A 23403-nucleotide genomic window follows, 5' to 3' on the forward strand; every position below is an offset into this window, starting at 1 on the left:
GCGATGCGCCGGTTTCGCCCATCTCGATGCGCAGGCGCGGTAAGATGCGCACAATTCCATTCGCGCAGTGGCGGCGCGGCGTTTGCCGGCCGACCCTCAGACTATCGAATCGATGCAATCCGTTCCGGCTTCCCTGCCCCTGACCGATACCGCGTTCTTCTTCGACTTCGACGGCACGCTCGTCGAGCTGGCGCCGACGCCCGACAGCATTCACGTTCCGCCGTCGCTGCTGACGCTGCTCGACGAGCTGCAGCGCCGCTCGCACGGTGCGGTCGCGATCGTGTCGGGGCGCGGCATCGACAACCTCGACACGTTCCTGAAGATGCCCGGCCTGCCGATCGCCGGCCTGCACGGCGCGGAGCGCCGCGATGCGAACGGCGACACGCAGCGCATCGGCTTCAACGACGAACGCCTGCTGCGCATCGAGCGCGAGCTGGCGGCCGTCGTCGACCGTCATCCGGGCATGCTGCTCGAAATCAAGGGCGCGGCCGTCGCGCTGCACTACCGCAACGCGCCCGAGCGCGAGGCGGCTGCGCGTGCGGCAACCGAGCGCCTCGTCGCCGACTATGCCGATGCGTATGTGCTGCAGCCCGGCAAGATGGTGTTCGAGATCAAGCCTAAAGGCGTCGACAAGGGGCGCGCGCTGGCGGCCTTCCTCGACGAGCCGCCGTTCGCGGGCCGCCTGCCGGTGTTCGCGGGCGACGACCTGACCGACGAGAAGGGCTTCGCGGTGGTCAATGCGCGCGGCGGCCTGTCGATCAAGGTCGGCGCGGGCGAGACGTCCGCCCGCATGCGGCTCGAGTCGGTCGACGCACTGCACGAGCAGATCGCGCGCTGGCTCGGTGCGGGGCAGCCGCACGCATGAGTCGCCTCATCATTGTTTCAAACCGCGTCGCACCGATTTCGGAAGGCGAACCGGCGGCGGGCGGCCTCGCGATCGGTGTCTACGATGCGCTGAAGGAGACGGGCGGCATGTGGTTCGGCTGGAGCGGCGAGGTCGTCGCGTCCGGCGCGCCGCAGATTCGCGTCGAGGAGCACGGGCCGGTCACGTTCGCGACCATCGGCCTGTCGCGGCGCGATTACGACCAGTATTACCGCGGCTTCTCGAACGCGACGCTGTGGCCCGCGTTTCACTACCGCACCGACCTGATCCAGTACGACCGTCACGAGTTCGAAGGCTACAGCCGCGTGAACGTGTGGCTCGCCCAGCAGCTCGTGCCGCTGCTGCAGGACGACGACGTGATCTGGGTGCACGACTATCACCTGATCCCGTTCGCGCGCGCACTGCGCGCGGCCGGCGTGAAGAACCGCATCGGCTTCTTCCTGCACATCCCGTTTCCCGCCGCGCAGGTGCTCGTCAACGTGCCGCCGCATCGTGATCTCGTCGAGTCGCTGTGTGCGTTCGACCTGCTAGGTTTCCAGACCGAACCCGACCTGCGCGCGTTCTGCGACTACGTCGAATCCGAAGCGGACGGCGTGATCGAGCGCGATGGCCACCTGGCGACGGTGCGCGCATTCGGCCGGACGTTGCGCGCGTCCGCGTATCCGATCGGCGTGCATCCGGACGAAATCGCGTCGCTCGCGCAGGCCGGCGAGCACGGCAAGGCGGTGCGCACGCTTGCGACATCGCTGCGCGGCCGCAAGCTGATCATGAGCGTCGACCGGCTCGATTACTCGAAGGGGCTCGTCGAGCGCTTCCGCGCGTTCGAGAAGCTGCTCGAGCATGAGCCGTCGCATCGCAATCGCGTGTCGTTCCTGCAGATCGCGCCGTCGACCCGCGCGGAGCTGCGCGCGTACCAGGACATCCGCCTGCAGCTCGAAGGGGAGTCGGGACGCATCAACGGACGCTTCGCAGAGCTCGACTGGGCGCCGATCCTCTATATCCATCGCCAGTACGATCGCCAGCTGCTCGCGGCGCTGTACCGGCTCGCGCGGGTCGGCTACGTGACGCCGCTGCGCGACGGGATGAACCTCGTCGCGAAGGAGTACGTATCCGCTCAGAATCCGGACGATCCGGGCGTGCTCGTGCTGTCGCGCTTCGCGGGCGCCGCGCGCGAGCTGACGGGTGCGCTGATCGTCAATCCGATCGATATCGACGGGATGGCCGATGCGTTGTCGCAGGCGCTGACGATGCCGCTCGCCGAGCGGCGCGCACGTTACACGGACATGATCGCGCAGCTTCGCGAGAACAACGTGTCGGTGTGGCGCGACAACTTTCTGCGCGACTTGCAGCACGTGTAACCGGCAGTTCACCGCGCAACGAAAAAAAGCCGCAGTGCCAGAAGCACTGCGGCTTTTTTGCTGGCTGCGGGCCGTTACGTCAGGCCACGCGCTCGCCGGTCGGCGCGCCGCCGTCGGGGGCCGGGTGATGGCGGCCGTGCTGCTTCGCGAGCAGGTCGCGGTACAGGCCGGGGCGGTTGCGCAGCACGTCGGGCGGGCCGTCGTCGATCACCTTGCCGTTGTTCATCACGATGATCCGGTCGAAGTTGCGCAGTGTCGACAGGCGGTGTGCGATCGCGATTACCGTGCGACCGACCATCAGGCGGTCGAGTGCGCTCTGGATCGCTTCCTCGGATGCGCTGTCGAGCGCGGACGTCGCTTCGTCGAGCAGCAGGATCGGCGCGTTCTTCAGGATCGCGCGCGCGATCGCGATGCGCTGGCGCTGGCCACCCGACAGCTTGACGCCGCGGTCGCCGACGATCGTGTCATAGCCCTCCGGCATCGCCTCGATGAACTCCGCGCAGCGGGCGTCGCGCGCGGCGGCGAGCACTTCGTCGCGGGTCGCTTCGGGGCGGCCGTACGCGATGTTGTCGTAGATCGTCCGGTGCAGCAGCGAGATGTCCTGCGGCACGAGCGCGATCGCGTGGCGCAGGCTGTCCTGCGTGATCGTCTTCACGTCCTGGCCGTCCACCTGCACGACGCCGTCCTGCGTGTCGTAGAAGCGCTGCAGCAGCGCGAGCACGGTCGACTTGCCGGCGCCCGACTTGCCGATCAGGCCGACGCGCTGGCCCGGCTCGATATGCAGGTCGAAGTGGTCGAGGATCGCGCGGCGGTGCGGATACGCAAACGTCACGCGCTCGAAATCGACGCGACCGCCCTTGGCCGACAGCGGCTGCGCGTCGGAGCGGTCCGGCATCCCGTGCGGCTCGAGCAACGTCTTGACGGCTTCGGACAGGCGGGCGATGTGCTGCGTGACGTCGACGAGCGCGACCGCGAGATCGCGCGTGCCGTGCAGGATCGTGAAGCCGAGCGAGCTGACGAGCACGATGTCGCCCGACGTCGCCTGACCTTGATCCCACAGCCACAGCGCCCAGCCGAGCAGGCCGGCGGACAGCATCGCGGTGATCACCGCGTGCAGCAGGCGCAGCTTCTCGAGATAGAGCAGGCTTTGCTGGCGCGCATCCATTTCGGCCTTGACCGTCGCGCCGAAGCGCTTCTGTTCACGCACCGTCATCCCGAATGCACGCACGAGGCCCATGTTGCCGATCACGTCGACGAGCTCGCCGTCGACCGCGGCGGCCTTCGCCGCGAACGCATGGTGGCGGGCCGAGCCGCGCCCGGCGAGCTTGAACAGGATCACGGACAGCACGGCCGAACAGCCGAGCAGGCCGGCGGCCATCATCGGATTGACGACGATGATCATCAGGATCGCGCCCATCACCGCGATGCACGGCGGCAGCACGTTCCACGCCATCGTGTTCTCCGACGTATAGACCGCGTTCGACGTGGCCGTGATGCGGCTCGCGAGCGTGCCCGGCTGCTTTTCGGAGTAGTAGGTCGGCGAATGGCCGATCAGGTACTGGAACAGGTCGCGCCGCAGGTCGCCGGTGACCGCGACGAACGTGTGTGCGGCGACCCAGCCGCCGACGCGCCACAGCAGGTTGTCGGCCGCGATCAGCCCGACGAGCAGCGCGAACGCGCTCCACAGCGGGCCCGGGTGATGGCGCCCGGTCGCGAGTACGTCGATCAGGTGCTTGATCGCGTATTGCGAGCCGAGCGCGCAGCCGACGGCGGCCAGCACGCTGCAGAACACGATGAGGTGTGCGACGGGGTGGAGGCGGATGTAGCGGAACAGGAACGCGATCGGCCGGTGCGCGTAGCTCGAGAGCTCCGCGTTGTGGGCGTTGCGCTGGGCAGGGGTGAGAGATTCCAAAATATGCGTGCGGTGATTCGGTGATTGAGCGTTGCGGCTGGATCGCATGCCGGCGTTCGCCCGGACTGAATAATCCGGCATTGTAAACAAGGCCGTGCGTCGCGCTGCGCGAATCTTGCCTTGGCCAGGGGCTCGCGATCGATTTTGAGATAAAATCCGGCATCCCGTCCTGCCTCATGTGCCGGAATCACGCTGCCGGCAGTCACGGGTGCAGGGAGTGCCAAAAGGGCCTTCCACTCTAGAACGGACACCCAAGTCCGCGGGTTGCAAAGTGTTGCACCTTTGTAACAAAGTAAAGTGTTTGAAATGTTGTGCGCCGTATCAGGATTAACCCTAGATAATCGGCTCCGGGTTCGATTCCAGGTTTTTTACGAACCCCTGTCAACGGGTCTTCGTTTCAAACGTTCTATGCCTGTCGCGTCGCCGACGCTCCTCGAGCAGCGCGGGTTTGACGCCCCCGGCAGGCTGATTCGTCCGATCTTCGGACGACATGCATCCAGCCCGGACCGCCGGCAGGTTGCCGACCCATACCTGGTTTTTAGCCGATTTTTTAGGAGTTACGCATGCGAATCGCCCAAATCGCTCCGTTGCACGAAGCGGTGCCCCCGAAACTGTACGGTGGTACCGAGCGAGTGGTGTCCTACCTCACCGAAGCACTTGTCGAGATGGGGCATGACGTCACGCTCTTCGCGAGCGGCGATTCGCAAACTTCCGCGAAGCTCGAAGCCTGCTGGCCGCAGGCGCTGCGCCTCGACCCGACGATCCGCGACGTGATGGCACCGCACATGCTGCTCCTCGAGCAGGTGCGCCGCCGCGCGGAAGAGTTCGATGTCCTGCACTGCCACATCGACTACTACCCGTTTTCGCTGTTCTCGCGCCAGCCGGTCCCGCATCTGACGACGATGCACGGCCGTCTCGACCTGCCGGAACTGCAGCCGATCTTCAATGCATTCAGCGACGTGCCGGTCGTGTCGATCTCCGACAACCAGCGCATCCCGCTGCCGCAGGCGAACTGGCTGTCGACCGTCTACCACGGCCTGCCGGAAAACCTGCTGACGCCGATCCCGAACGTGAAGCCGAGCTACCTGGCGTTCCTCGGCCGCATCTCGCCGGAGAAGCGCGTCGACACGGCGATCCGCATCGCCGAGCAGGCCGGCCTGCCGATCAAGATCGCCGCGAAGCTCGACAAGGCTGACCGCGCGTACTACGAAGAGGAGATCAAGCCGCTGTTCGCGCTGCCGCACGTCGAGTACATCGGCGAAATCAGCGAGTCCGAAAAGACCGAATTCCTCGGCAACGCGCACGCGCTGCTGTTCCCGATCGACTGGCCGGAGCCCTTCGGCCTGGTGATGATCGAGGCGATGGCCTGCGGCACGCCGGTGATCGCGTTCAAGCGCGGCTCGGTGCCGGAAGTGATCGACAACGGCGTGTCGGGCTTCGTCGTCGAAGACGAGCTGTCGGCCGTCGCTGCGCTCAAGCGCCTCGACACGCTGCCGCGCGAGAAAGTCCGCGCCGCGTTCGAAGCCCGCTTCTCGTCGAAGGTGATGGCGCAGAACTATGTGAAGGGCTACGAGGAACTGCTGCGCCAGAAGCGTCGCACGGTGCTCCGCGAAGTCAACGCAGGCTGATTGCGGGCCGCCGCCGCACTGCGGCGCGCGGCTTGCCAACGACGCCCCGTCCGGGTTTCCGGCGGGGCGTTGTCACATCTGCGGCGCGGATCTGTTGTATTCTCGCCGCGCCCGACGCCGCGAACGGCCCCCGAAGCGGCCCGGCACGCCATCCTGCCGTCTGTCCAGACGGTAATGTCCCTATAATGGCCGTGCCGTGAAATCCGGCCCTGTACGAATATCCAGAGGAGAGCAGTCTTGGCGAGAACGAAAACCACGCGCGCAGCTCCGGCCCCCGGCGCCGGTGTGATCTTCGCGTTGCGCGCGATCGGTCTCGTGCTGCTCGCGCGCTGGCTGTTCTCGATGTCCCAGATGGGCTATCGCTCGTCGCTGTCGGCGATGGTGTCGTCGCCCTGGGCGTTCGTCTACCTCCTGCTGATCTTCCTGCTGCTGGCGCTGCCGGGTGCCGTCGCGCGCGCCGAACGGCCGTTTCATCCGCTGCCGCAGTGGCTGCGCCAGGCGCTGCGCGTCTTTGCGCTGATCGGTTTGCTGTTCGCAATCTGGTCGATCGGTATGTTCGTCTGGGTGGACGGCTGGCGCCTCGCGCTGCATGCCGTGACGGCGACCAATGGTTGGCTCGTTGCCGCGCCGGCGCTTTATGCGGCGATCGTCTGGATCTGCCGTCCGCGGCCGCTGTGGCGCACCAACGTGGCCGCCCGCCGCTTCGCGGTCGGCCGTTATGCGATTTCGCTCGACGTGCTGACGCGCACCGCGATCGTCTGGATGGAAAGCCGCAAGGTCGGCCAGTACGACGCGCGCGAACTGTCGGTGCGCTGGCCCGGCCGTACGGCAGCTGCCGCAGGCGAGGGCGCGACGGACGGGCAGCCGGCAGTCGTGCCGCCGCGTCGCGGCAGCCTGTTCAATCGACCGAAGGTCGAACTGCTGTGGGATTCGCCTGCGGCCGTCGGCCATAACCGGCAGATCGTCATGCGCGCGCCGCTCGCGACCGAAGGCGACCGCGTCGCGGTGCTCGCGCTCGACGCCGCGCTCAAGCAGATCGTCTGACAAGTCTGCGCATCGGGCGCGGGCGACAAGGAGGCGTGATGATCGTCCGTTGGTTGCTGGCTGCCATTCACCTGAGTGCGTTCGGCGTCGCATTTGCCGCGATCGCGGGGCGCAACCGCGCATTACGCCGCCTCATCGCGTCGGCGCAGGCGGCCGACCTGCCCGGCGTATTCAAGGCGGATGCCGCGTGGGGGCTGTCGGCGCTCGTGCTGATCGTCACGGGCCTCACGCGCGCGTTCGGCGGTTTCGAGAAGGGCGCCGCGTACTACCTGCACGAGCCGCTTTTTCACCTGAAGATGACAGCGCTCGTGTTGATCCTGCTGCTCGAGGTCGTGCCGATGCTGGGGTTGATCCGGTGGCGTGCGGCCGCGCGGCGACAGCAGATGCCCGATCTCGGCCGGGCGCGCACTTATGTGCGGATCGGCCATTGGCAGGCCCTGCTGGTGATCGTCATCGTGTTTGCCGCGTCGGGGATGGCGCGGGGGATTGGGGCGGCCGGCTAGGTATGGCCGTGTAGGTCTGGCCGGCTAGGGATGGCAGGGTACGTGCGGTCGCGTAGATGCGGCCGGCCAGGCCCGCCATCACCATCCCGATCCGCATCCCGTTCGACCCGCGCAGCATCTTCCGCCAGATACCCGCAAGCCGGGTGCGGGCCGCGTCGCTTCCCCCGATTCCGGCTCGACCGGGCGATTCGGCCGCCCGGTTCGTCCCTTGCTCAGCGCACGAGACAGGGCCGTTTGTTATTGAACGTCCACCCCGGAATCAGATACTGCATGGCCGCCGCATCGTCGCGGGCGCCGAGGCCGTGCTGCTTGTACAACTCGTGCGCGACCGCGACGGCATCCATGTCGATGTCGACGCCGAGACCCGGCCGCTTCGGCACTTCCACCAGTCCATTCTCGATCTTCAGCGGCTCGCGCGTCAGCCGTTCGCCGTCCTGCCAGATCCAGTGCGTGTCGATCGCCGTGACCTGACCGGGCGCGGCGGCCGCGACATGCGTGAACATCGCGAGCGACACGTCGAAGTGGTTGTTCGAATGCGAACCCCACGTAAGACCCCAGTCGCGGCACATCTGCGCGACGCGTACCGAACCCTGCATCGTCCAGAAGTGCGGATCGGCGAGCGGGATGTCGACGGCCTGCAACTGCACCGCGTGGCCCATTTGCCGCCAGTCGGTCGCAATCATGTTGGTTGCCGTCGGCAGCCCCGTCGCACGGCGGAATTCGGCCATCACCTCGCGGCCCGAGTAACCGTTCTCAGCGCCGCACGGATCTTCGGCGTAGGCCAGCACGTGGTGCTGGTCGCGGCACAGGCGTACGGCCTCGTCGAGCGACCATGCGCCGTTCGGGTCGAGCGTCACGCGCGCGTCGGGGAAGCGCTCGGCGAGCGCCGTCACGGCCTCGATCTCGCTTGCGCCTTCGAACACGCCGCCCTTCAGCTTGAAGTCGTTGAAGCCGTAGCGCGCATGCGCGGCCTCGGCGAGCCGCACGACGGCCTCGGGCGTCAGCGCGGCTTCGTCGCGCACGCGCGTCCAGTCATCGGTCGCGCCGCTGCCGTCACGGTAGGGCAGCGCGGTCTTCGTGCGATCGCCGACGTAGAACAGGTAGCCGAGCATTTCGACGCGCTCGCGCTGCTGGCCCTCGCCAAGCAGCGCTGCGACCGGCACGCCGAGATGCTGGCCGAGCAGGTCGAGCAGCGCGGCTTCGAGCGCGGTGACCGCGTGGATCGTCGTGCGCAGGTCGAAGGTCTGCAGCCCGCGGCCGCTCGCGTCGCGGTCGGCAAAGGTACGCCGCACGTCGTTGAGCACTGCGTGGTAATTGCCGACCGGCTGGCCGACGACGAGCGCGCGCGCATCGTCGAGCGTGCGGCGGATGCTTTCGCCGCCGGGCACTTCGCCGACGCCGGTCCGGCCCGCGCTGTCCTTCAGGATCAGGAGGTTGCGGGTGAAGAACGGGCCGTGCGCGCCGCTCAGGTTGAGCAGCATGCTGTCGTGGCCGGCGACCGGAATCGCTTGCAGGTCGACGATGCGCGGCGTGTCGTGGGAGGGCGAGGCGGTGACGGCGTTCATGGGCGGCGATGGCGAAAGGGTGGGCAATGCCGTGCGGCAAAAGCTTTGCCGCGCGCGGCGGGAGGTGCGATCATTCGACAACCGACGTGCGCGGCGCGCAAGCCCCGCAGGTCGACGCAACCCGGAACGGGGTGGAAGCGGCAACCGAACCAGCGGAGCGCAGAACGCGAACGCTGGCTGATCGTAAAGCATGGGACCAGGCGGCGCCGGAGCGCTTGCTTGAGTCGACAGGAGATCCGTGCTTCTATCATCAGTCGTCGGATGACTTGTGACGCAGTATAATGAATCATCGGCTTTCGCTCAAACCCCGCGTAAACCCTCGGCTCACATTACGATCATTCAAAAAGGAACCGGCCTCATGTCCGTGCCTACGCTTCCCGCAGCGCCGCGCCGTCGCGCACGCAGCCTCGCACAAGATGTCGTCGACGCGCTGACCGCGCAGATCGAAAACGGCACGCTGCGTCCCGGCGACAAGCTGCCGACCGAAACCGAAGTCATGGCGGCGCAGGGCGTGAGCCGTACGGTCGTGCGCGAGGCGATCTCGCGGATGCAGGCGAGCGGCCTCGTCGAGACCCGCCACGGCATCGGCAGCTTCGTGCTGGAGCCGTCGCGCCGTCAGACGCTCGGCATCGACCCGGCGACGATCACGACGCTGCGCGACGTGCTCGCGGTGCTGGAACTGCGCATCAGCCTCGAGAGCGAATGCGCGAGCCTCGCCGCGCAGCGCGCGAACGATACCGACCTTGCCGCGCTGCGGCGTGCGCTCGACGCGATCGCAACAGGCGCGGGCGGTGGCCGCGACACGGCGCAGCTCGATTTCCAGTTCCACCTGCAGATCGCGCAATCCACCGGCAACCGCTATTTCGTCGACATCATGACGCAGCTCGGCACGTCGATCATCCCGCGCACGCGCGTGAATTCGGCCCGTTTTGCCGGTGACGATCTCGAGCGTTACGTCGGCCGGCTGAATCACGAGCACGAGGATATCTACGAGGCGATCGCGCGCCACGACCCGGAGGCCGCACGCGCCGCGATGCGCACGCACCTCACCAACAGCCGCGAGCGGCTGCGCCGCGCGCACGAGGCGGCCGAAGCCGAACGCGACACGCAGGCCGGCTGATGCGCCGGGCGGCGCGGCCCGCGGTGCCGCCCGGCCCGGTCGAATCGCACCAACATCAGTCGTCATACGAGATCAATATCCGTTCATCGATCACCGGGGCCGGGCGGCGTTTCCGCTGCCGGCCGCCGGCACCGCCGATCAGCCTCCCTTCGTCGTGATCGTCTTCCACGCGCCGCTCTTCACCTGGTACAGCGTCGACATCCCGCTCTTCAGCGAGCCGTCGTTCGCGAACGAGATGCGGCCGGTGACGCCTTCGAAGTCGATCTTCTTCAGCGCCGGGCGATAGACCTTCGGGTCGGTCGAGCCGGCCGCCTGCATCGCCTTGATCGCCGCCCAGGCCGCGTCGTAGCCGAACTGCGCATACGACAGCACGTCGACGCCGAAGCGCTTCCTGAAACGCTGTTCGAAATCCTTCCCTTGCGGCAGCTCGTCGAGCGGCCGGCCGTATTCCCACGCCATCGCGCCTTCGGCGGCCGGGCCCGCAATCTTGATGAACTCGTTGTCCTTCACGCCGCCGCCGCCGACGAACTGCGCGTTCAGACCGAGCTGGCGCATCTGCTTGATGAAGTTCGCGGCGAGCGAATCGAGCCCGCCGAAGAAGATCAGGTCGGGATTCTTGGCCTTCAGGCTCGTGATCTGCGCGCGGAAGTCGACCGCCTGGTTGCTGGTGAATTCGCGGCCGATGAGGTTCCCGCCGGCGGCCTTCACGGCCTTCTCGAACTCGTCGGCCTCGCCCTGGCCGAACGCGGTGCGGTCGTCGATGATCGCGATGCGCTTCGCCTTCGTCACATCGACCGCGTACTTGCCCGCGTTGCCGGCGTTCTGGCCGTCGGTCGCGATCACCATGAACATGTTCGCGAGCCCGCGCGCCGTGAGGGTCGGGTTGGTCGCCGCCGGATCGATCACCGGGATGCCGGACTTGTCGTAGACGACCGAGGCCGGAATCGTCGTCCCCGAATTGAAATGGCCGACCACGACCGACACGTTCTGGTCGACGAGCGCCTGCGCGGCCTGCACGCCGATGCGCGGGTCGGCCTGGTCGTCCTGCACGACGAGGTTGAAGTGCGCGGGCTTGCCGGCGATCTGCACCTTCTGCGCGGCGGCATCGTCGAGCGCGAGCTGCACGCCGTTCTGCAGGTCCTTGCCGTAGCCGGCGTTCACGCCCGTGAGCGGCGCGGCGAAACCGACCTTCACGTCGGTCGTATCGGCGGCCTGGGCGGCCTGTTGCGAGAGGAGGGCAAGCGCGGATGCAATCGACACCGACAGCAGGGAATGACGGAATTTCATGTTGTTCCTCTTGTTCGACACCTGCGAGTGAGTACCGCACACGCTCGGGCCGGCTGAGCGCGTGCGACGGGCGGGCGGTTCGACCGCTTCTCGGAATCGGGCGGGGAGGTCGGCATCGTGATCCTCGGAAGAATCTCCCGTCAGGCTCGGCGAAGAGCCCCGATCGCCTCGATATATAGGTCGCCGATATGCCCGGGTCTTGGCAATTTGCCGCGCATTCGGTGCGGATTTGCGCATAGCTTCTGCGCGTGCGGGGGCAGCTGGTATCGGGAGTTTCCCGTCGCGAACGGAGCGGGTGGAGAGGGGGAGGTGCGGGGGCGAGGGACAGGGAGGCGGCGCGGCCCGCCGGGGCCGCGCCGCGCACAGGACGCCGTCAGTCGGACAGGGCGTCCGATGCGGCTTCGGTATCGTCGTGCGATGCGTGCGTGCGGATCAGCGGATCGCTGGTGCTCGGGCGGCCCGTCTCGACGTGGCCCGCGAAACGGCGCAGGAAGCCGAGCAGCCGACCGTCGCTGACGGTCAGGTCGTACCAGCCGTGGCTGCCGCGCAGATCCCAGTAGTCGTCGACCTGCTGGCCCGGTGCGAGATCGAACGTGCGCGCGCGGCCGTGGCCGTACGCGTTCGTGACCTTGAGCCGCACGGCCTTGTGGCCGCGGTTCATCAGGCGCAGCGTGATGTTGCCGTTCGCGACGTCATAGCCGTAGATCACCTCGGGGTTCACGTTCGCGCTGCCGACGCCGGTCGCGAACGGGCCGCGGAAATGGCAGTAGAAGCCGTTCGGGCCGTACACGTCGAGGTCGTACAGGCCGAGCGACGCCGCGGCGCTCCACGTGTCGGCGATCCGCTTGCCGGCTTCGACCGTGTACGCCCAAGGGCCGTCGAGTCGGTTGCGTGACTGCACCTGGAACGCGGCGCCCGCGCGGCCCGTGTTCGCGAAGGTCAGCCGGAACAGGCCGTTGACCGATTCGACGCGACCGTGCACGAACAGCTCGTACGGCAGCGCGCGCGCCGGACGCAGTCCGGCCTCCTGCTTCGGCAGCTTCTGCAGCACCGGCGGCACCGGGATGTAGTCGGGGTGGCGCAGGCGGTCGGGCGGCGCGTAGCTGCTCGTGTCCGGCAGCGTCGGCCAGGCGGCATCGGACGTCGCGAAGTCGAACGCGGCGGTCAGGTCGCCGCACACCGTGCGACGCCACGGCGACACGTTGCCCGCCTTGACCGGGTATTGCGCGCCGAAACGCGCCTCGATGAATTGCAGCAGCGACGTGTGATCGAAGGTCTGCGAACAGACCCAGCCGCCCTTCGTCCACGGCGACACGACGAGCATCGGCACGCGCGGCCCGAGCCCGTACGGGCCTGCCATATGCGATGCGTCGCCGGGGAACGCTTCGTTGGTCGTCGCGACCGTCGACAGCCCGTTGTCGCGCGACTGCGGCGCGAACGGCGGCTGCACGTGATCGAAGAAGCCGTCGTTCTCGTCGTACGTGATGAAGAGCGCGGTCTTGCTCCAAACTTCCGGATTCGACACGAGCGCCTGCAGCACCTGCTCGATGTACCACGCGCCGTAGTTCGCCGGCCAGTTCGGATGCTCGGAATACGCTTCCGGCGCGCAGATCCACGACACCTGCGGCAGCGTGCCGTTCTTCACGTCCTGCTGCAGCACGTCGAACAGCGTGCCGCCCGCGCTGATGTTGGTGCCGGTGCGCGCCTTGTCGTACAGCGGCGTGCCGGGCAGCGCGGTGCGGTACTGGTTGAAGTAGAGCAGCGAGTTGTCGCCGTAGTTGCCGATGTACGGGTTCTGCGTCCAGCCCCACGACCCGGCGGCGTTCAGGCCGGTGCCGATGTCCTGGTAGATCTTCCACGACACGCCGGCGTTCTCCAGCACTTCCGGATAGGTCGTCCAGCCGTAGCCCGCTTCCTCGTTGCCGAGCACCGGGCCGCCGCCCGTGCCGTCGTTGCCGACGTAGCCCGTCCACATGTAGTAGCGGTTCGGGTCGGTCGAGCTCGGGATCGCGCAGTGGTACGCGTCGCAGATCGTGAACGCGTCGGCGAGCTGGTAGTGGAACGGGATGTCGTCGCGCTTCAGGTACGCCATCGTCGTGGTGCCCTTGTTCGGCACCCACTGGTCATAGCGGCCCTTGTTCCATGCCGCGTGCATGTCCTGCCAGCCGTGCGGCAGGTCCTGCAGGAACTGCAGGCCGAGCTTGTCCGCGCCCGGATGGAACGGCAGCAGCTCGGCCGGGCCGACCGGCTGGTGGAACACCGACTTGCCGTTCGCGAGGCGCAGCGGGCGCGGGTCACCAAAGCCGCGGACACCGCGCATCGTGCCGAAGTAGTGGTCGAACGAGCGGTTCTCCTGCATCAGGATCACGATGTGTTCGATATCGCGGATGGTGCCGGTGCGGCGGTTCGCAGGAATCGCAAGCGCATCGCGAATCACGGGCGGGAACAGGTTCAGCGCGGCGGCGCCGGCGGTGCCGGCAGCGACGCGCAGGAAGTCACGACGGTTCGATCGGGTCATGGTCGTTATCGTGTGATAAAGGGGGGAGCCGATTGGCGGGAACTGCTGGAAGGGCACGCCCGGGTCGCAGGATGCGGCTGCGCCGGGTTGTGCCGCCGCGAGCATAGCGAGGAATCGGTGTCATTCATGTGAAGTCCGGAAACGTTTGCATCCGCATCGAAGCGAGTTCGACGCAGCGTCGGGGGGCATATCGCTAGCGGTCGTGGTGAGGCAGGGGCAGGGCGGGAAAGCGGCGCGGGATGCGCGCCGGTGAAGCGAAGGGCGACGCCGGTGTATCAGGCGTCCGTCACCCACGCACCGAACCATTCGCTCGGGTGCGCGATTTCGTCCTGCGCGGCGACGAGTTCGAGCTCGTAGCGGCGCGCATCGTAGGTGGCCTTCACGACCGCATGCACGGCCGCGAGCGTGTGCTCGAACGCGGCGCGCACGGAGTCGCCGCGCAGCCGGCATGCGACGAAGATCGCGCTGGTCAGGTCGCCGACGCCGACCGGATGGCGCGGAAACGCGTACAGCGGGCGCTGGCCGATCCACGCTTCGGTTTCGGTGACGGCGAGCATGTTGAAGCGATCGGCGGGGCTGTTGCGGTCGTGCAGGTGCTTGACGAGGATGATTTGCGGGCCGCGCCGGATCAGCGCGCGGCATGCTTCGACGGCTTCGGCGACGGTTTCGATGCGCCGCCCGGCGAGCTTCTGCAGTTCGGTGTGATTCGGCGACATGCCGTCGGCGAGCGCCGGCATTTCCTGGACCATGAATTCTTCGACGCCGGGCTCGGGCCGGATGCCGCCCGTCTGGCCCATCGCCGGATCGCAGAAGTACCACGCGTTCGGGTTCATCGCCTTCACCGAGCGCACGATCTCGACGGCCGCACGCGCCTGCGGCGGCGAGCCGAGGAAGCCGGACAGCACGGCGTCGCAGCGCTTGAGCGCGCCGATCGCGGCGATGCCGTCGACGAGCTGCTCCATCTTCGCGGCATCGATCGCGCTGCCGGCCCAATGGCCGTACTGCATGTGATTCGACAACTGGACGGTATTGAGCGGCCAGACGTTGACGCCGAGGCGCTGCATCGGGAACACGGCCGCACTGTTGCCGGCATGGCCGTAGATGACGTGCGACTGAATGCTGAGGACGTTTTTCATGGGAATCGCCTGCACGCGTTTCAGGGTCACGTCACACGATACCCGAGTTCGTCGCGCGCGCGGAAGTTGCGCGGCCCCGGGGTGTTGCGCGCCGTCGTCAGCGCGACCGCGTAGAATCGCGGGGCGCGAGGCAGCCCGGCCGCCCGCGTGCGTCTCCAATCACCGTGATCGCCATGCTTTCGATTTGCAAGATGTTGTTTGCCGCGCGCGCCGCCGTGCTCGGCGCGGGCTTCGCCGTCGCGTGCGCCATGCCTGCCGTGGCGGCTGCCGCGTCGCCCGCCGGCAATGACGGGCCCGTGTATGGCCCGCGCCTGGAAGGGTTCACCTATCCGGCGCCCGTGCATCTGTACCCGTTCGTATCGCAGCGCGAAACGCTCGAAATGGCCTACCTCGACGTGCAGCCGGCGCACCCGAACGGCCGCACCGTCGTACTGCTGCACGGGAAGAACTTCTGCGCGGCGACCTGGGAGGACACGATCGGCGTGCTGAGCCGCGCCGGCTATCGCGTGATCGCGCCGGACCAGATCGGCTTCTGCAAGTCGTCGAAGCCCGATCGCTACCAGTACAGCTTCCAGCAACTGGCGCGCAACACGCACGCGCTGCTCGAATCGGTGGGGGTGAAGTCGGCGACGATCGTCGGCCACTCGACGGGCGGGATGCTCGCGATGCGCTACGCGCTGATGTATCCGAAGGCGACCGACCAGCTCGTGCTCGTGAACCCGATCGGCCTCGAGGACTGGAAGGCGCTCGGCGTGCCGCCGCTGTCGGTCGACTACTGGTATGCGCGCGAGCAGAAGACCACGGCCGACGGCATCCGCCGCTACGAGCAGGGCACGTACTACGCGGGCAAGTGGTCGCCGTCGTACGAGCGCTGGGTGCAGATGCTGGCCGGGATGTACCGTGGTGCCGGTCGCGACGCAGTCGCGTGGAACTCCGCGCTGATCTACGACATGATCCTCACGCAGCCGGTGGTCTATGAACTCGGCGCGATCCGCGTGCCGACGCTGCTGATGATCGGCGACAAGGACACGACGGCGATCGGCAAGGACGTCTCGCCGCCCGACGTGCATGCGAAGCTCGGCCACTACCCGGAACTCGCGAAGCGGACGCAGGCCGCGATCCCCGGCGCGCAGCTCGTCGAATTCCCGGCGCTCGGGCACGCGCCGCAGATCCAGGACCCGGACGCGTTTCACAAGGCGCTGCTCGACGGGCTGGAGGCCGTGCACCCGCAGTGATGCGGGGCCGGCCGCAGGCGGCCCGGGCGCGTGCCGTCAGTGCGCTTCGCTCGCGAGTTCGTCGCGGATCTGCGCGGTCAGTTCGAAGGAACGCAGCCGTGCCGCGTGATCGTAGATCTGTGCGGTGACGATCAGCTCGTCGGCCCCCGTCTGCGCGATGCGGTCGCGCAGCTTGTCGCGCACCGTGTCGCGTGAGCCGACCGCCGCGAACGACAGCGAATGCGCCACGGTCGCGAGCTCGAGCTCGTTGGCCTCGAGCACGTCGACGGGTGGCGGCAGCTTGCCCGGCGTGCCGCGCCGCAGATTGATGAACTGCTGCTGCAGCGATGTGAACAGGCGCCGCGCCTCGTCGTCGGTATCGGCTACGAACACGTTGACGCCGACCATCGCATGCGGCTTCGGCCATGCGGCCGACGGCCGGTACTGCGCACGATAGATCTCGAGCGCGCGCATCAGGTAATCCGGCGCGAAGTGCGACGCGAATGCGAACGGCAGCCCGAGCATCGCGGCCAGCTGCGCGCTGAACAAACTCGAACCCAGCAGCCACACCGGCACGTCGAGCCCCGCGCCGGGCACCGCGCGCACGCGCTGGCCGGGCACCGGCTCCGCGAAGTAGCGCTGCAGCTCGGCGACGTCGTCCGGAAACGAGTCGGCGCTGCCGATCAGGTCGCGGCGCAGCGCGCGCGACGTGGTCTGGTCGGTGCCGGGCGCGCGGCCGAGGCCGAGGTCGATGCGCCCCGGATACAGCGACGCGAGCGTGCCGAACTGCTCGGCGATCACGAGCGGTGCGTGGTTCGGCAGCATGATGCCGCCCGACCCGACCCGGATCGTCCGCGTGGCGCCCGCGACATGGCCGATCACGACGGCTGTTGCCGCGCTCGCGATGCCGGGCATGTTGTGATGCTCGGCGAGCCAGTAGCGCTGGTAACCCCAGCGTTCCGCGTGCTGCGCGAGATCGACGGTGTTGCGGAAAGCCTGGGAGGCGTCGGCGCCGGCCGGAATGGGGGCGAGATCGAGTACGGAAAACGGAGTCATCGGTTGGCCTTCGAACGAGGGGGCGGGGTGATGCGCGTACGCAACAAATGCCAAGGATTTTGCCAAAGGGTTCCGGAACGTGCTGGGGGCGGCCCGATACCCATGCGCCTTTCAGGGGTGCAGGGTCGAATTCGGCGATCGTTGCAAAAATCAATCTAATCTGCGATTAATTACCAATCTTTACGGCGATTGGATGTGAATCCGCATCGACGTACAAATTTGCACGAAACGTTTGATTTTCAAGACTGCAATACGCCTGCAAACCGCTTACGCTAACGTAAACGCGGGTGTGCTCAAATGGTTCGCCGACTGCGCAGCTTTGCCGGAATTGCACCAGTGCGTTTCTCGTAGTGCCGAGCGCGGTGTGCCGCAGACTGCTAAAATCCGGCGCCTGCCCATGTTGTGCCGAAGGTAGCCATACGAGTCTTCCCGCATCCCGTCCGGGCGTTGCGCGGAAGATGCGCCACGCGAAGCCGGGCATGGCCACACCCGAAGGATGGGTCGAGCCTCCCTCATATACAGACGCTGCTGGAACAAGGAGTCGGGTCGTGCCCGCGTTCGTCGTTGTCGGAATATCGAATCACGCTCAATCACGCTCAAGCGTTCTCCATGGCGTTCAGGTCGCCGGGAGGCGTCGCGCATGACGGCAACCGCAACGATGCTCGACTGGCTCCTGATCGTCTTTACGCTGGCCGCGGCCGGCTATGCGCTCGTCGCCGCGTTCGCGCCGCGGCCGCGTACGCCGCGCACGGCCGTGCGCGACGGCTTCGAGCCGGTCAGCGTGCTCAAGCCGCTGTGCGGCGCGGAGCCGCACCTGTACGAAAACCTCGCGACGTTCTGCGAGCAGCGCCATCCGCGTTATGAAGTGCTGTTCGGCGTCGCGTCGGCGGCCGATCCGGCCATTGCCGTCGTCGAGCGGCTGCGCGCCGACTACCCCGAGTGCGACATCACGCTGGTGGTCGACTCGCGCGTGCACGGCAAGAACCTGAAGGTCAGCAACCTGATCAATCTCGCCGAGCGCGCGAAGTACGGCCGCATCGTGATCGCGGACAGCGACATCGCGGTGAAGCCCGACTATCTGGAGCGCGTGACGGCGCCGCTCGCCGATGTGTCGGTCGGTGTCGTCACGTGCCTGTATCATGCGCGCAGCGTCGGCGGGTTCTGGACGCGAATCGGCGCGCAATTCGTCGATGCGTGGTTCGCGCCGTCGGTCCGGATCACGCACCTCGGCCGCTCGAGCCGCTTCGGCTTCGGCGCGACGCTCGCGCTGACGCGCGACACGCTCGACCGGATCGGCGGCTTTCCCGCGCTGAAGGACGAACTGGCCGACGATTTCTGGCTTGCCGAGCTGCCGCGCCGCCTCGGGCGACGCACCGTGCTGTCGGAGGTCGAGGTCGCGACCGACGTGATCGAGCCGTCGTTCGGGCCGCTGTGGCACCGCGAGACGCGCTGGCTGCGCACGATCCGTTCGCTGAACCCGGCCGGTTTCGCGTTCCTGTTCATTACGTTCACCGTGCCGTGGCTCGCGATCGGCGCGGCGCTCGCGCTGCGCCTCGACGGCACCTTCGCCGGCTCGCTGGCGGGCGGGGCGGCCGTGGTGGGCGCGTTCGGGCGGCTCGTGCTGCACGCGCGTGGCGAGGACGGCTGGCGCGCATTCTGGCGCGACCTGCCGCTCGTCGCGGTGCGCGACACGCTGCTCGCGCTCGAGTGGCTCGCGGCCGTGTTCGGCACGCACGTCGTGTGGCGCGGCGCGAGGATGACGGTTGTTGGCGGCGAACGCGCGACGGCGGCCGTTGAAGCAGTGGACGGCCGCTAGGGCCGTTCCGATCGAACCCGGCCCGAGGGCCGAGACGCGCTGCGCGGCAAGGCCGCGCAACGCGACATGACAGAGAGGCGGGCGCCGGCATGGCGGCCCGCGGTTTTTTGACTGAATCGTTGTAACGAATCGAACTATGCAGGCTACCGGAGCACTCATGAAAACGCTGTTCTTGCAGGCCCCTTCGTATGACGGCTTCGACGGCGGAGCCGGCTCGCGCTATCAGGCGAAGCGCGAAATCCGTTCCTTCTGGTATCCGACGTGGCTCGCACAGCCGGCCGCGCTCGTGCCGGGCAGCCGCGTCCTCGATGCACCGGCCGACGGCCTGTCGGTCGAGGAGACGCTGAAGATCGCGAACGACTACGACCTCGTGATCATCCACACGAGCACGCCGTCGTTCCCGACCGACGCGATGTTCGCGCAGGATCTGAAGAAGATGAAGCCGTCGATGCTGGTCGGCATGGTGGGCGCGAAGGTGATGGTCGATCCGCACAACTCGCTCACGGCGAGCGAGGCAATCGACTTCGTGTGCCGCGAGGAATTCGACTACACCTGCAAGGAAATCGCCGAAGGCAAGCCGTTCCCCGAGATCAAGGGCTTGAGCTGGCGCGCGAAGGACGGCTCGATCGAGCACAACGAAGCGCGTCCGATCCTCGAGAACATGGACGAACTGCCGTTCGTCGCGCCCATCTACAAGCGCGACCTGAAGATCGACAACTACTTCATCGGCTACCTGAACTACCCGTACGTGTCGATCTACACGGGTCGCGGCTGCAAGTCGCGCTGCACGTTCTGCCTGTGGCCGCAGACGGTCAGCGGCCATCGCTACCGCACGCGCTCGGTCGAGAACGTGCTCGCGGAAGCGAAGTGGATCCGCGACAACATGCCGGAAGTGAAGGAACTGATGTTCGACGACGACACCTTCACCGACGACCTGCCGCGCGCCGAAGCCATCGCTATCGGCCTGGGCAAGCTCGGCATGACGTGGTCGTGCAACGCGAAGGCCAACGTGCCGTACAAGTCGCTCAAGGTCATGAAGGAAAACGGCCTGCGCCTGCTGCTGGTCGGCTTCGAATCCGGCGACGACCAGATCCTCGTGAACATCAAGAAGGGCGTGCGCACCGATTTCGCGCGTCGTTTCAGCGCGGACTGCAAGAAGCTCGGCATCAAGATCCACGGTACCTTCATCCTCGGCCTGCCGGGCGAGACGCAGGAGACCATCAAGAAGACGATCGAGTACGCGAAGGAAATCAATCCGCACACGATCCAGGTCTCGCTCGCCGCGCCGTATCCGGGCACGACGCTCTACAAGCAGGCCGTCGAAAACGGCTGGATGGAAGAGAACAAGACGATCAACCTGGTGAGCAAGGAAGGCGTGCAGCTCGCGGCGATCGGCTATGCGCACCTGTCGCGCGACGAGATCTATCACCACCTCGAGCAGTTCTATCGCCAGTTCTACTTCCGTCCGTCGAAGATCTGGGAAATCGTGCGCGAGATGCTGACGAGCTGGGACATGATGAAGCGTCGCCTGCGCGAAGGCGTCGAATTCTTCCGCTTCCTGCGCGCACACGAGGCGTAATCCGTGGCGACGCAGCGGGCGGCGCGGGCGCTGATCTTCACCGCGGACGACTTCGGGTTGCACCCGCGCGTCAACGCGGCAGTCGAGCGCGCGCACCGCGACGGTGTGCTGAACGCTGCCAGCCTGATGGTTGGCGCGCCCGCCGCACAGGATGCGATCGAGCGCGCGCGGCGGCTGCCGTCGCTCGCGGTCGGCCTGCATCTCGTGCTTGCGGACGGGCCGGCCACGCTGCCCGCGCATGAGATTCCCGCGCTCGTCGGCTCCGACGGGCGGTTCGGCGACGCGATGGCGAAGGACGGCTGTCGCTTCTTCTTCCTGCCGCACGTTCGTGCGCAACTGCGCCGCGAGATTCGCGCGCAGTTCGACGCGTTCGCGGCGAGCGGCCTGCCGCTCGACCACGTGAACGCGCACAAGCATTTCCACCTGCATCCGACCGTGCTGTCGCTGATCATCGAGATCGGCCGCGACTACGGGCTGCGCGCGGTGCGGCTGCCGTACGAGACGAGCGCGCCCGCGCTGCTCAAGCCGTGGATCGCGCTCGTGCGCGCGCGGCTCGACCGCGCGGGTCTCGCGCACAACGACTACGTGGTCGGGATCGAACACACGGGCGCGATGGACGAGGCCGTGCTGCTCGACGCGCTGTCCAAGCTGCCGCCGGGCGTCGGCGAGATCTACTGCCATCCGGCCGAGGCCGGCGACGGCCCGATTACGCCGACGATGACCGGCTACCGTCCGGTGGACGAACTCGATGCGCTGCTGTCGCCGCGCGTGGCGGCCGCGCTGAAGGCTGCGGGCGTCGCGACCGGCGGTTTTGCCGACGTGTTCGCCCAGCCCGCGGCGCGGCGCGGCGCGCATGCGCCGCGCGCACCGGGAGCGCAGCCGTCATGACCAAGTGGATCAAGTGGCTCGGCTGGCCAATCGGCATCGGCATCCTGCTCGCGCTGGGGCTGCACGACGGCATCGGCGACGTGTCGCGGATGCTCGCGCGCGCCGGTTACGCGCTGTTGTGGCTCGTACCGTTCCACGCGCTGCCGCTGTTGCTCGACGCCTACGCGTGGCACCTGCTGCTCGACAAGCGCTCGTCGCTGCCGTTCCTCTGGTGGATCGCGACCGTGCGCGAAGCGGTGAACCGGCTGCTGCCGGTGGTCGGGATCGGCGGTGAGCTGGTCGGCATCCGGCTCGCGCGCTGGCAGGTGCCCGACGCGAGCCGCGTGACGGCGTCGGTGATCGTCGAGGTGCTCGTGACGATCGTCGTCCAGTATGCGTTTGCCGCGCTCGGCCTCGTGCTGCTGCTCGCGACGACGGACAACATGGGCGGCGGCACGATCGGCCTCGCGCTGCTGCTGACACTGCCGCTACCCGTGCTCGGCGTTGTGCTGATGCGCCGCGGCGGTGTCTTCCATGCGATCGAGCGGTTCGCGGGCCGCCTGCTCGGCGATTCGCACCGGCTGTTGCAGGGCGTGGACGGCAAGCGGCTCGATGCCGATATCGATGCGCTGATGTCGCGCACGGGCCTGTTGTTCAGCGCATTCTTCTGGCAACTGGCCGGCTACGTGCTCGGTGCGCTCGAGATCTACTGGGCGCTCGCGCTGCTTGGCCATCCGGTGTCGATTGGCGGCGCGATCGCGATCGAGGCGATGACGCAGGCCGTGCGCCATGCGGCGTTCATGGTGCCGGGCGGCCTCGGCGTGCAGGAGGCGACCGTCGTGCTGCTCGCGCAGATGTTCGGCGTCGACCGCGAGACGGCGCTGTCGCTCGCGCTGGTCAAGCGCGGCCGCGAGGTGCTGTTCGGCTGTCTGGCGCTCGGTTCGTGGCAGCTTGCCGAACTCGTGCGTACGCGGCGCCACATCGGCGCGCCGCCGGCCGTGCCGCGCGCGCCGCAAGCGACGAGCCGCGTGGCCGAAACCGAAACTGAAACGATGCATTGATCATGAGACGGGCCGCGCGCCCGTCTCGCGCTTTTGGCGTCGCGCGGGTATCCTTGCCGCGTGTTTTCTCGACGCGCATTTCTTCCGATGAATTTCCGTTTCCGGCTGCTTCCCGTGACGATGCTGGCCGCCGCGCTGGCGCTGACCGGCTGCGACGACAAGCAAGGCAACTTCGACGTGCAACGTATCAGGGACTTCTTCAACGCGATCAAGCCCGCGCCGCTGCTTCTGAAGGGGCTGAAGGTCGGCGAATCGACCGAGGCCGACGTGCGCGGCACGATGGGCAAGCCCGAGACCGAGCGCGACTTCACCGATGGCTCGAAGCGTCTCGAATACCCGCGCGGCCCGATGGGCAACCAGACGTGGTTCGTCGATCTCGATGCGAACGGCCGCTATACGGGCGCGACGCAGGTGCTGACCGCCGAGAATTTCGCGAAGGTGCGCCCCGGGATGAACGAGGACGAGGTGCGGCGCCTGCTCGGCAAGCCCGGCGACATCGCGCAGTATCCGCTCAAGCCCGAGATAGTCTGGAGCTGGCGCTGGCTCGAGGACGGCGTCAACACCGACGCATTCTTCAACGTTCATTTCGGTCCGGACGGGCTCGTCTATACGACTTCGCGCTCCGACATCCTGAAGGGGCGGTAAGCGCAGCCGCCTTCGGCGCTATATCGAAAAAGCGACCGGAAAATTGCAAAAAGTCCGCTTCCCTGCCCGTTATCCGGTTGTCAGGGAGCGGCTTTTTTCCTTTTGAAACAGCGGCGTAGGCCGTAGTTGCAAATGATGGGACGGATTGTTGCGACGCAGCAATCGCGTGCAAGGTGGTTTGAGGCAATCAATTTCGCTTGCGACTATCCGC

At 67.3% G+C, this 23403-nt stretch carries 18 protein-coding genes; 12 read left to right on the forward strand and 6 right to left on the reverse strand.

Annotated features, from left to right (window positions below; translation table 11 throughout):
- Positions 1-112: 112 nt before the first annotated feature.
- Both otsB and otsA read left to right on the forward strand, forming a co-directional pair.
- Positions 113-865, forward strand: a complete 753-nt coding sequence (gene otsB / locus ACPTTF_RS05870) for a trehalose-phosphatase (RefSeq protein ID WP_423370535.1) — start codon at positions 113-115, stop codon at positions 863-865.
- On the forward strand, positions 862-2241 hold the full coding sequence (gene otsA / locus ACPTTF_RS05875) for an alpha,alpha-trehalose-phosphate synthase (UDP-forming) (protein WP_423370536.1): 1380 nt from the start codon (positions 862-864) through the stop codon (positions 2239-2241). The genes otsB and otsA overlap by 4 nt, the downstream gene beginning before the upstream one ends.
- 79 nt (positions 2242-2320) lie before the next feature.
- On the opposite strand, the gene ACPTTF_RS05880 is transcribed toward otsA, so the two are convergent.
- Entirely contained in the window at positions 2321-4153 is a 1833-nt protein-coding gene (locus ACPTTF_RS05880; RefSeq protein ID WP_166957681.1) for an ABC transporter ATP-binding protein, read from the reverse strand.
- A 563-nt stretch (positions 4154-4716) separates the two neighbouring features.
- Here ACPTTF_RS05880 and ACPTTF_RS05885 point away from each other — a divergent pair.
- The 3 genes from ACPTTF_RS05885 (at position 4717) to ACPTTF_RS05895 (ending at position 7328) form a co-directional block, all read left to right on the forward strand.
- A complete protein-coding gene (locus ACPTTF_RS05885; RefSeq protein WP_423370537.1) occupies positions 4717-5781 on the forward strand; it encodes a glycosyltransferase family 4 protein in 1065 nt (354 codons plus the stop codon).
- A gap of 237 nt (positions 5782-6018) precedes the next feature.
- Positions 6019-6825, forward strand: a complete 807-nt coding sequence (locus tag ACPTTF_RS05890; protein WP_423370538.1) for a hypothetical protein — start codon at positions 6019-6021, stop codon at positions 6823-6825.
- 38 nt (positions 6826-6863) lie between these two features.
- Entirely contained in the window at positions 6864-7328 is a 465-nt protein-coding gene (locus ACPTTF_RS05895) for a DUF2214 family protein (RefSeq protein ID WP_423370539.1), read from the forward strand.
- Positions 7329-7540: 212 nt separating this feature from the next.
- Here the strand turns inward: ACPTTF_RS05895 and gudD are convergent, their stop codons facing one another.
- Entirely contained in the window at positions 7541-8893 is a 1353-nt protein-coding gene (gudD, locus tag ACPTTF_RS05900) for a glucarate dehydratase (RefSeq protein WP_423370540.1), read from the reverse strand.
- A 358-nt stretch (positions 8894-9251) separates the two neighbouring features.
- On the opposite strand from gudD, the gene ACPTTF_RS05905 reads away from it, so the two are divergent.
- Positions 9252-10013, forward strand: a complete 762-nt coding sequence (locus tag ACPTTF_RS05905) for a FadR/GntR family transcriptional regulator (protein ID WP_031400057.1) — start codon at positions 9252-9254, stop codon at positions 10011-10013.
- 138 nt (positions 10014-10151) lie between these two features.
- On the opposite strand, the gene ACPTTF_RS05910 is transcribed toward ACPTTF_RS05905, so the two are convergent.
- The 3 genes from ACPTTF_RS05910 to pdxY form a co-directional block, all read right to left on the reverse strand.
- A complete protein-coding gene (locus tag ACPTTF_RS05910) occupies positions 10152-11300 on the reverse strand; it encodes a branched-chain amino acid ABC transporter substrate-binding protein (RefSeq protein WP_423370541.1) in 1149 nt (382 codons plus the stop codon).
- A 373-nt stretch (positions 11301-11673) separates the two neighbouring features.
- Positions 11674-13818 (reverse strand): phosphocholine-specific phospholipase C, encoded by a 2145-nt coding sequence (locus ACPTTF_RS05915; protein ID WP_423370542.1) that lies wholly within the window; start codon positions 13816-13818, stop codon positions 11674-11676.
- A 275-nt stretch (positions 13819-14093) separates the two neighbouring features.
- Entirely contained in the window at positions 14094-14954 is an 861-nt protein-coding gene (gene pdxY / locus ACPTTF_RS05920) for a pyridoxal kinase PdxY (RefSeq protein WP_166957694.1), read from the reverse strand.
- Positions 14955-15127: 173 nt separating this feature from the next.
- Between pdxY and ACPTTF_RS05925 the strand changes: the two genes are divergently transcribed.
- Entirely contained in the window at positions 15128-16189 is a 1062-nt protein-coding gene (locus ACPTTF_RS05925; protein WP_423370543.1) for an alpha/beta fold hydrolase, read from the forward strand.
- A 36-nt stretch (positions 16190-16225) separates the two neighbouring features.
- Here the strand turns inward: ACPTTF_RS05925 and ACPTTF_RS05930 are convergent, their stop codons facing one another.
- Positions 16226-17224 carry an LLM class flavin-dependent oxidoreductase gene (locus ACPTTF_RS05930; RefSeq protein ID WP_423370544.1) on the reverse strand — a complete coding sequence of 333 codons (999 nt, stop codon included), beginning with the start codon at positions 17222-17224 and terminating at the stop codon, positions 16226-16228.
- A 640-nt stretch (positions 17225-17864) separates the two neighbouring features.
- On the opposite strand from ACPTTF_RS05930, the gene hpnI reads away from it, so the two are divergent.
- The 5 genes from hpnI (at position 17865) to ACPTTF_RS05955 (ending at position 23192) form a co-directional block, all read left to right on the forward strand.
- Positions 17865-19040: a bacteriohopanetetrol glucosamine biosynthesis glycosyltransferase HpnI gene (hpnI, locus tag ACPTTF_RS05935; RefSeq protein WP_423370545.1), complete on the forward strand. Its 1176-nt coding sequence runs from the start codon at positions 17865-17867 to the stop codon at positions 19038-19040.
- A 157-nt stretch (positions 19041-19197) separates the two neighbouring features.
- On the forward strand, positions 19198-20619 hold the full coding sequence (gene hpnJ / locus ACPTTF_RS05940; RefSeq protein ID WP_048249491.1) for a hopanoid biosynthesis associated radical SAM protein HpnJ: 1422 nt from the start codon (positions 19198-19200) through the stop codon (positions 20617-20619).
- Positions 20620-20622: 3 nt separating this feature from the next.
- Positions 20623-21507, forward strand: a complete 885-nt coding sequence (hpnK, locus tag ACPTTF_RS05945; protein ID WP_423370546.1) for a hopanoid biosynthesis-associated protein HpnK — start codon at positions 20623-20625, stop codon at positions 21505-21507.
- The gene (locus ACPTTF_RS05950) at positions 21504-22547 is read left to right on the forward strand and encodes an HpnL family protein (RefSeq protein WP_423370547.1); all 1044 of its coding nucleotides are present in this window, start codon (positions 21504-21506) and stop codon (positions 22545-22547) included. Before hpnK ends, ACPTTF_RS05950 begins: the two co-directional genes overlap by 4 nt.
- Positions 22548-22634: 87 nt before the next feature.
- Positions 22635-23192, forward strand: coding sequence for a hypothetical protein (locus ACPTTF_RS05955; protein ID WP_166957705.1), 558 nt, complete (start codon positions 22635-22637; stop codon positions 23190-23192).
- Positions 23193-23403 lie beyond the last annotated feature (211 nt).

Origin of the sequence: Burkholderia crassaminum (genome assembly GCF_964265005.1) — a bacterium.
GTDB lineage: Bacteria > Pseudomonadota > Gammaproteobacteria > Burkholderiales > Burkholderiaceae > Burkholderia.

Coding starts and splice junctions, on each gene's coding strand:
- hpnJ (WP_048249491.1), top strand. CDS start 19,198: ATGAAAACGCTGTTCTTGCAGGCCCCTTCGTATGACGGCTTCGACGGC.
- ACPTTF_RS05885 (WP_423370537.1), top strand. CDS start 4,717: ATGCGAATCGCCCAAATCGCTCCGTTGCACGAAGCGGTGCCCCCGAAA.
- ACPTTF_RS05930 (WP_423370544.1), bottom strand. CDS start 17,224: ATGACTCCGTTTTCCGTACTCGATCTCGCCCCCATTCCGGCCGGCGCC.
- otsB (WP_423370535.1), top strand. CDS start 113: ATGCAATCCGTTCCGGCTTCCCTGCCCCTGACCGATACCGCGTTCTTC.
- ACPTTF_RS05910 (WP_423370541.1), bottom strand. CDS start 11,300: ATGAAATTCCGTCATTCCCTGCTGTCGGTGTCGATTGCATCCGCGCTT.
- ACPTTF_RS05955 (WP_166957705.1), top strand. CDS start 22,635: ATGAATTTCCGTTTCCGGCTGCTTCCCGTGACGATGCTGGCCGCCGCG.
- gudD (WP_423370540.1), bottom strand. CDS start 8,893: ATGAACGCCGTCACCGCCTCGCCCTCCCACGACACGCCGCGCATCGTC.
- ACPTTF_RS05950 (WP_423370547.1), top strand. CDS start 21,504: ATGACCAAGTGGATCAAGTGGCTCGGCTGGCCAATCGGCATCGGCATC.
- pdxY (WP_166957694.1), bottom strand. CDS start 14,954: ATGAAAAACGTCCTCAGCATTCAGTCGCACGTCATCTACGGCCATGCC.
- ACPTTF_RS05905 (WP_031400057.1), top strand. CDS start 9,252: ATGTCCGTGCCTACGCTTCCCGCAGCGCCGCGCCGTCGCGCACGCAGC.
- ACPTTF_RS05915 (WP_423370542.1), bottom strand. CDS start 13,818: ATGACCCGATCGAACCGTCGTGACTTCCTGCGCGTCGCTGCCGGCACC.
- ACPTTF_RS05925 (WP_423370543.1), top strand. CDS start 15,128: ATGCTTTCGATTTGCAAGATGTTGTTTGCCGCGCGCGCCGCCGTGCTC.
- otsA (WP_423370536.1), top strand. CDS start 862: ATGAGTCGCCTCATCATTGTTTCAAACCGCGTCGCACCGATTTCGGAA.
- ACPTTF_RS05895 (WP_423370539.1), top strand. CDS start 6,864: ATGATCGTCCGTTGGTTGCTGGCTGCCATTCACCTGAGTGCGTTCGGC.
- hpnI (WP_423370545.1), top strand. CDS start 17,865: ATGACGGCAACCGCAACGATGCTCGACTGGCTCCTGATCGTCTTTACG.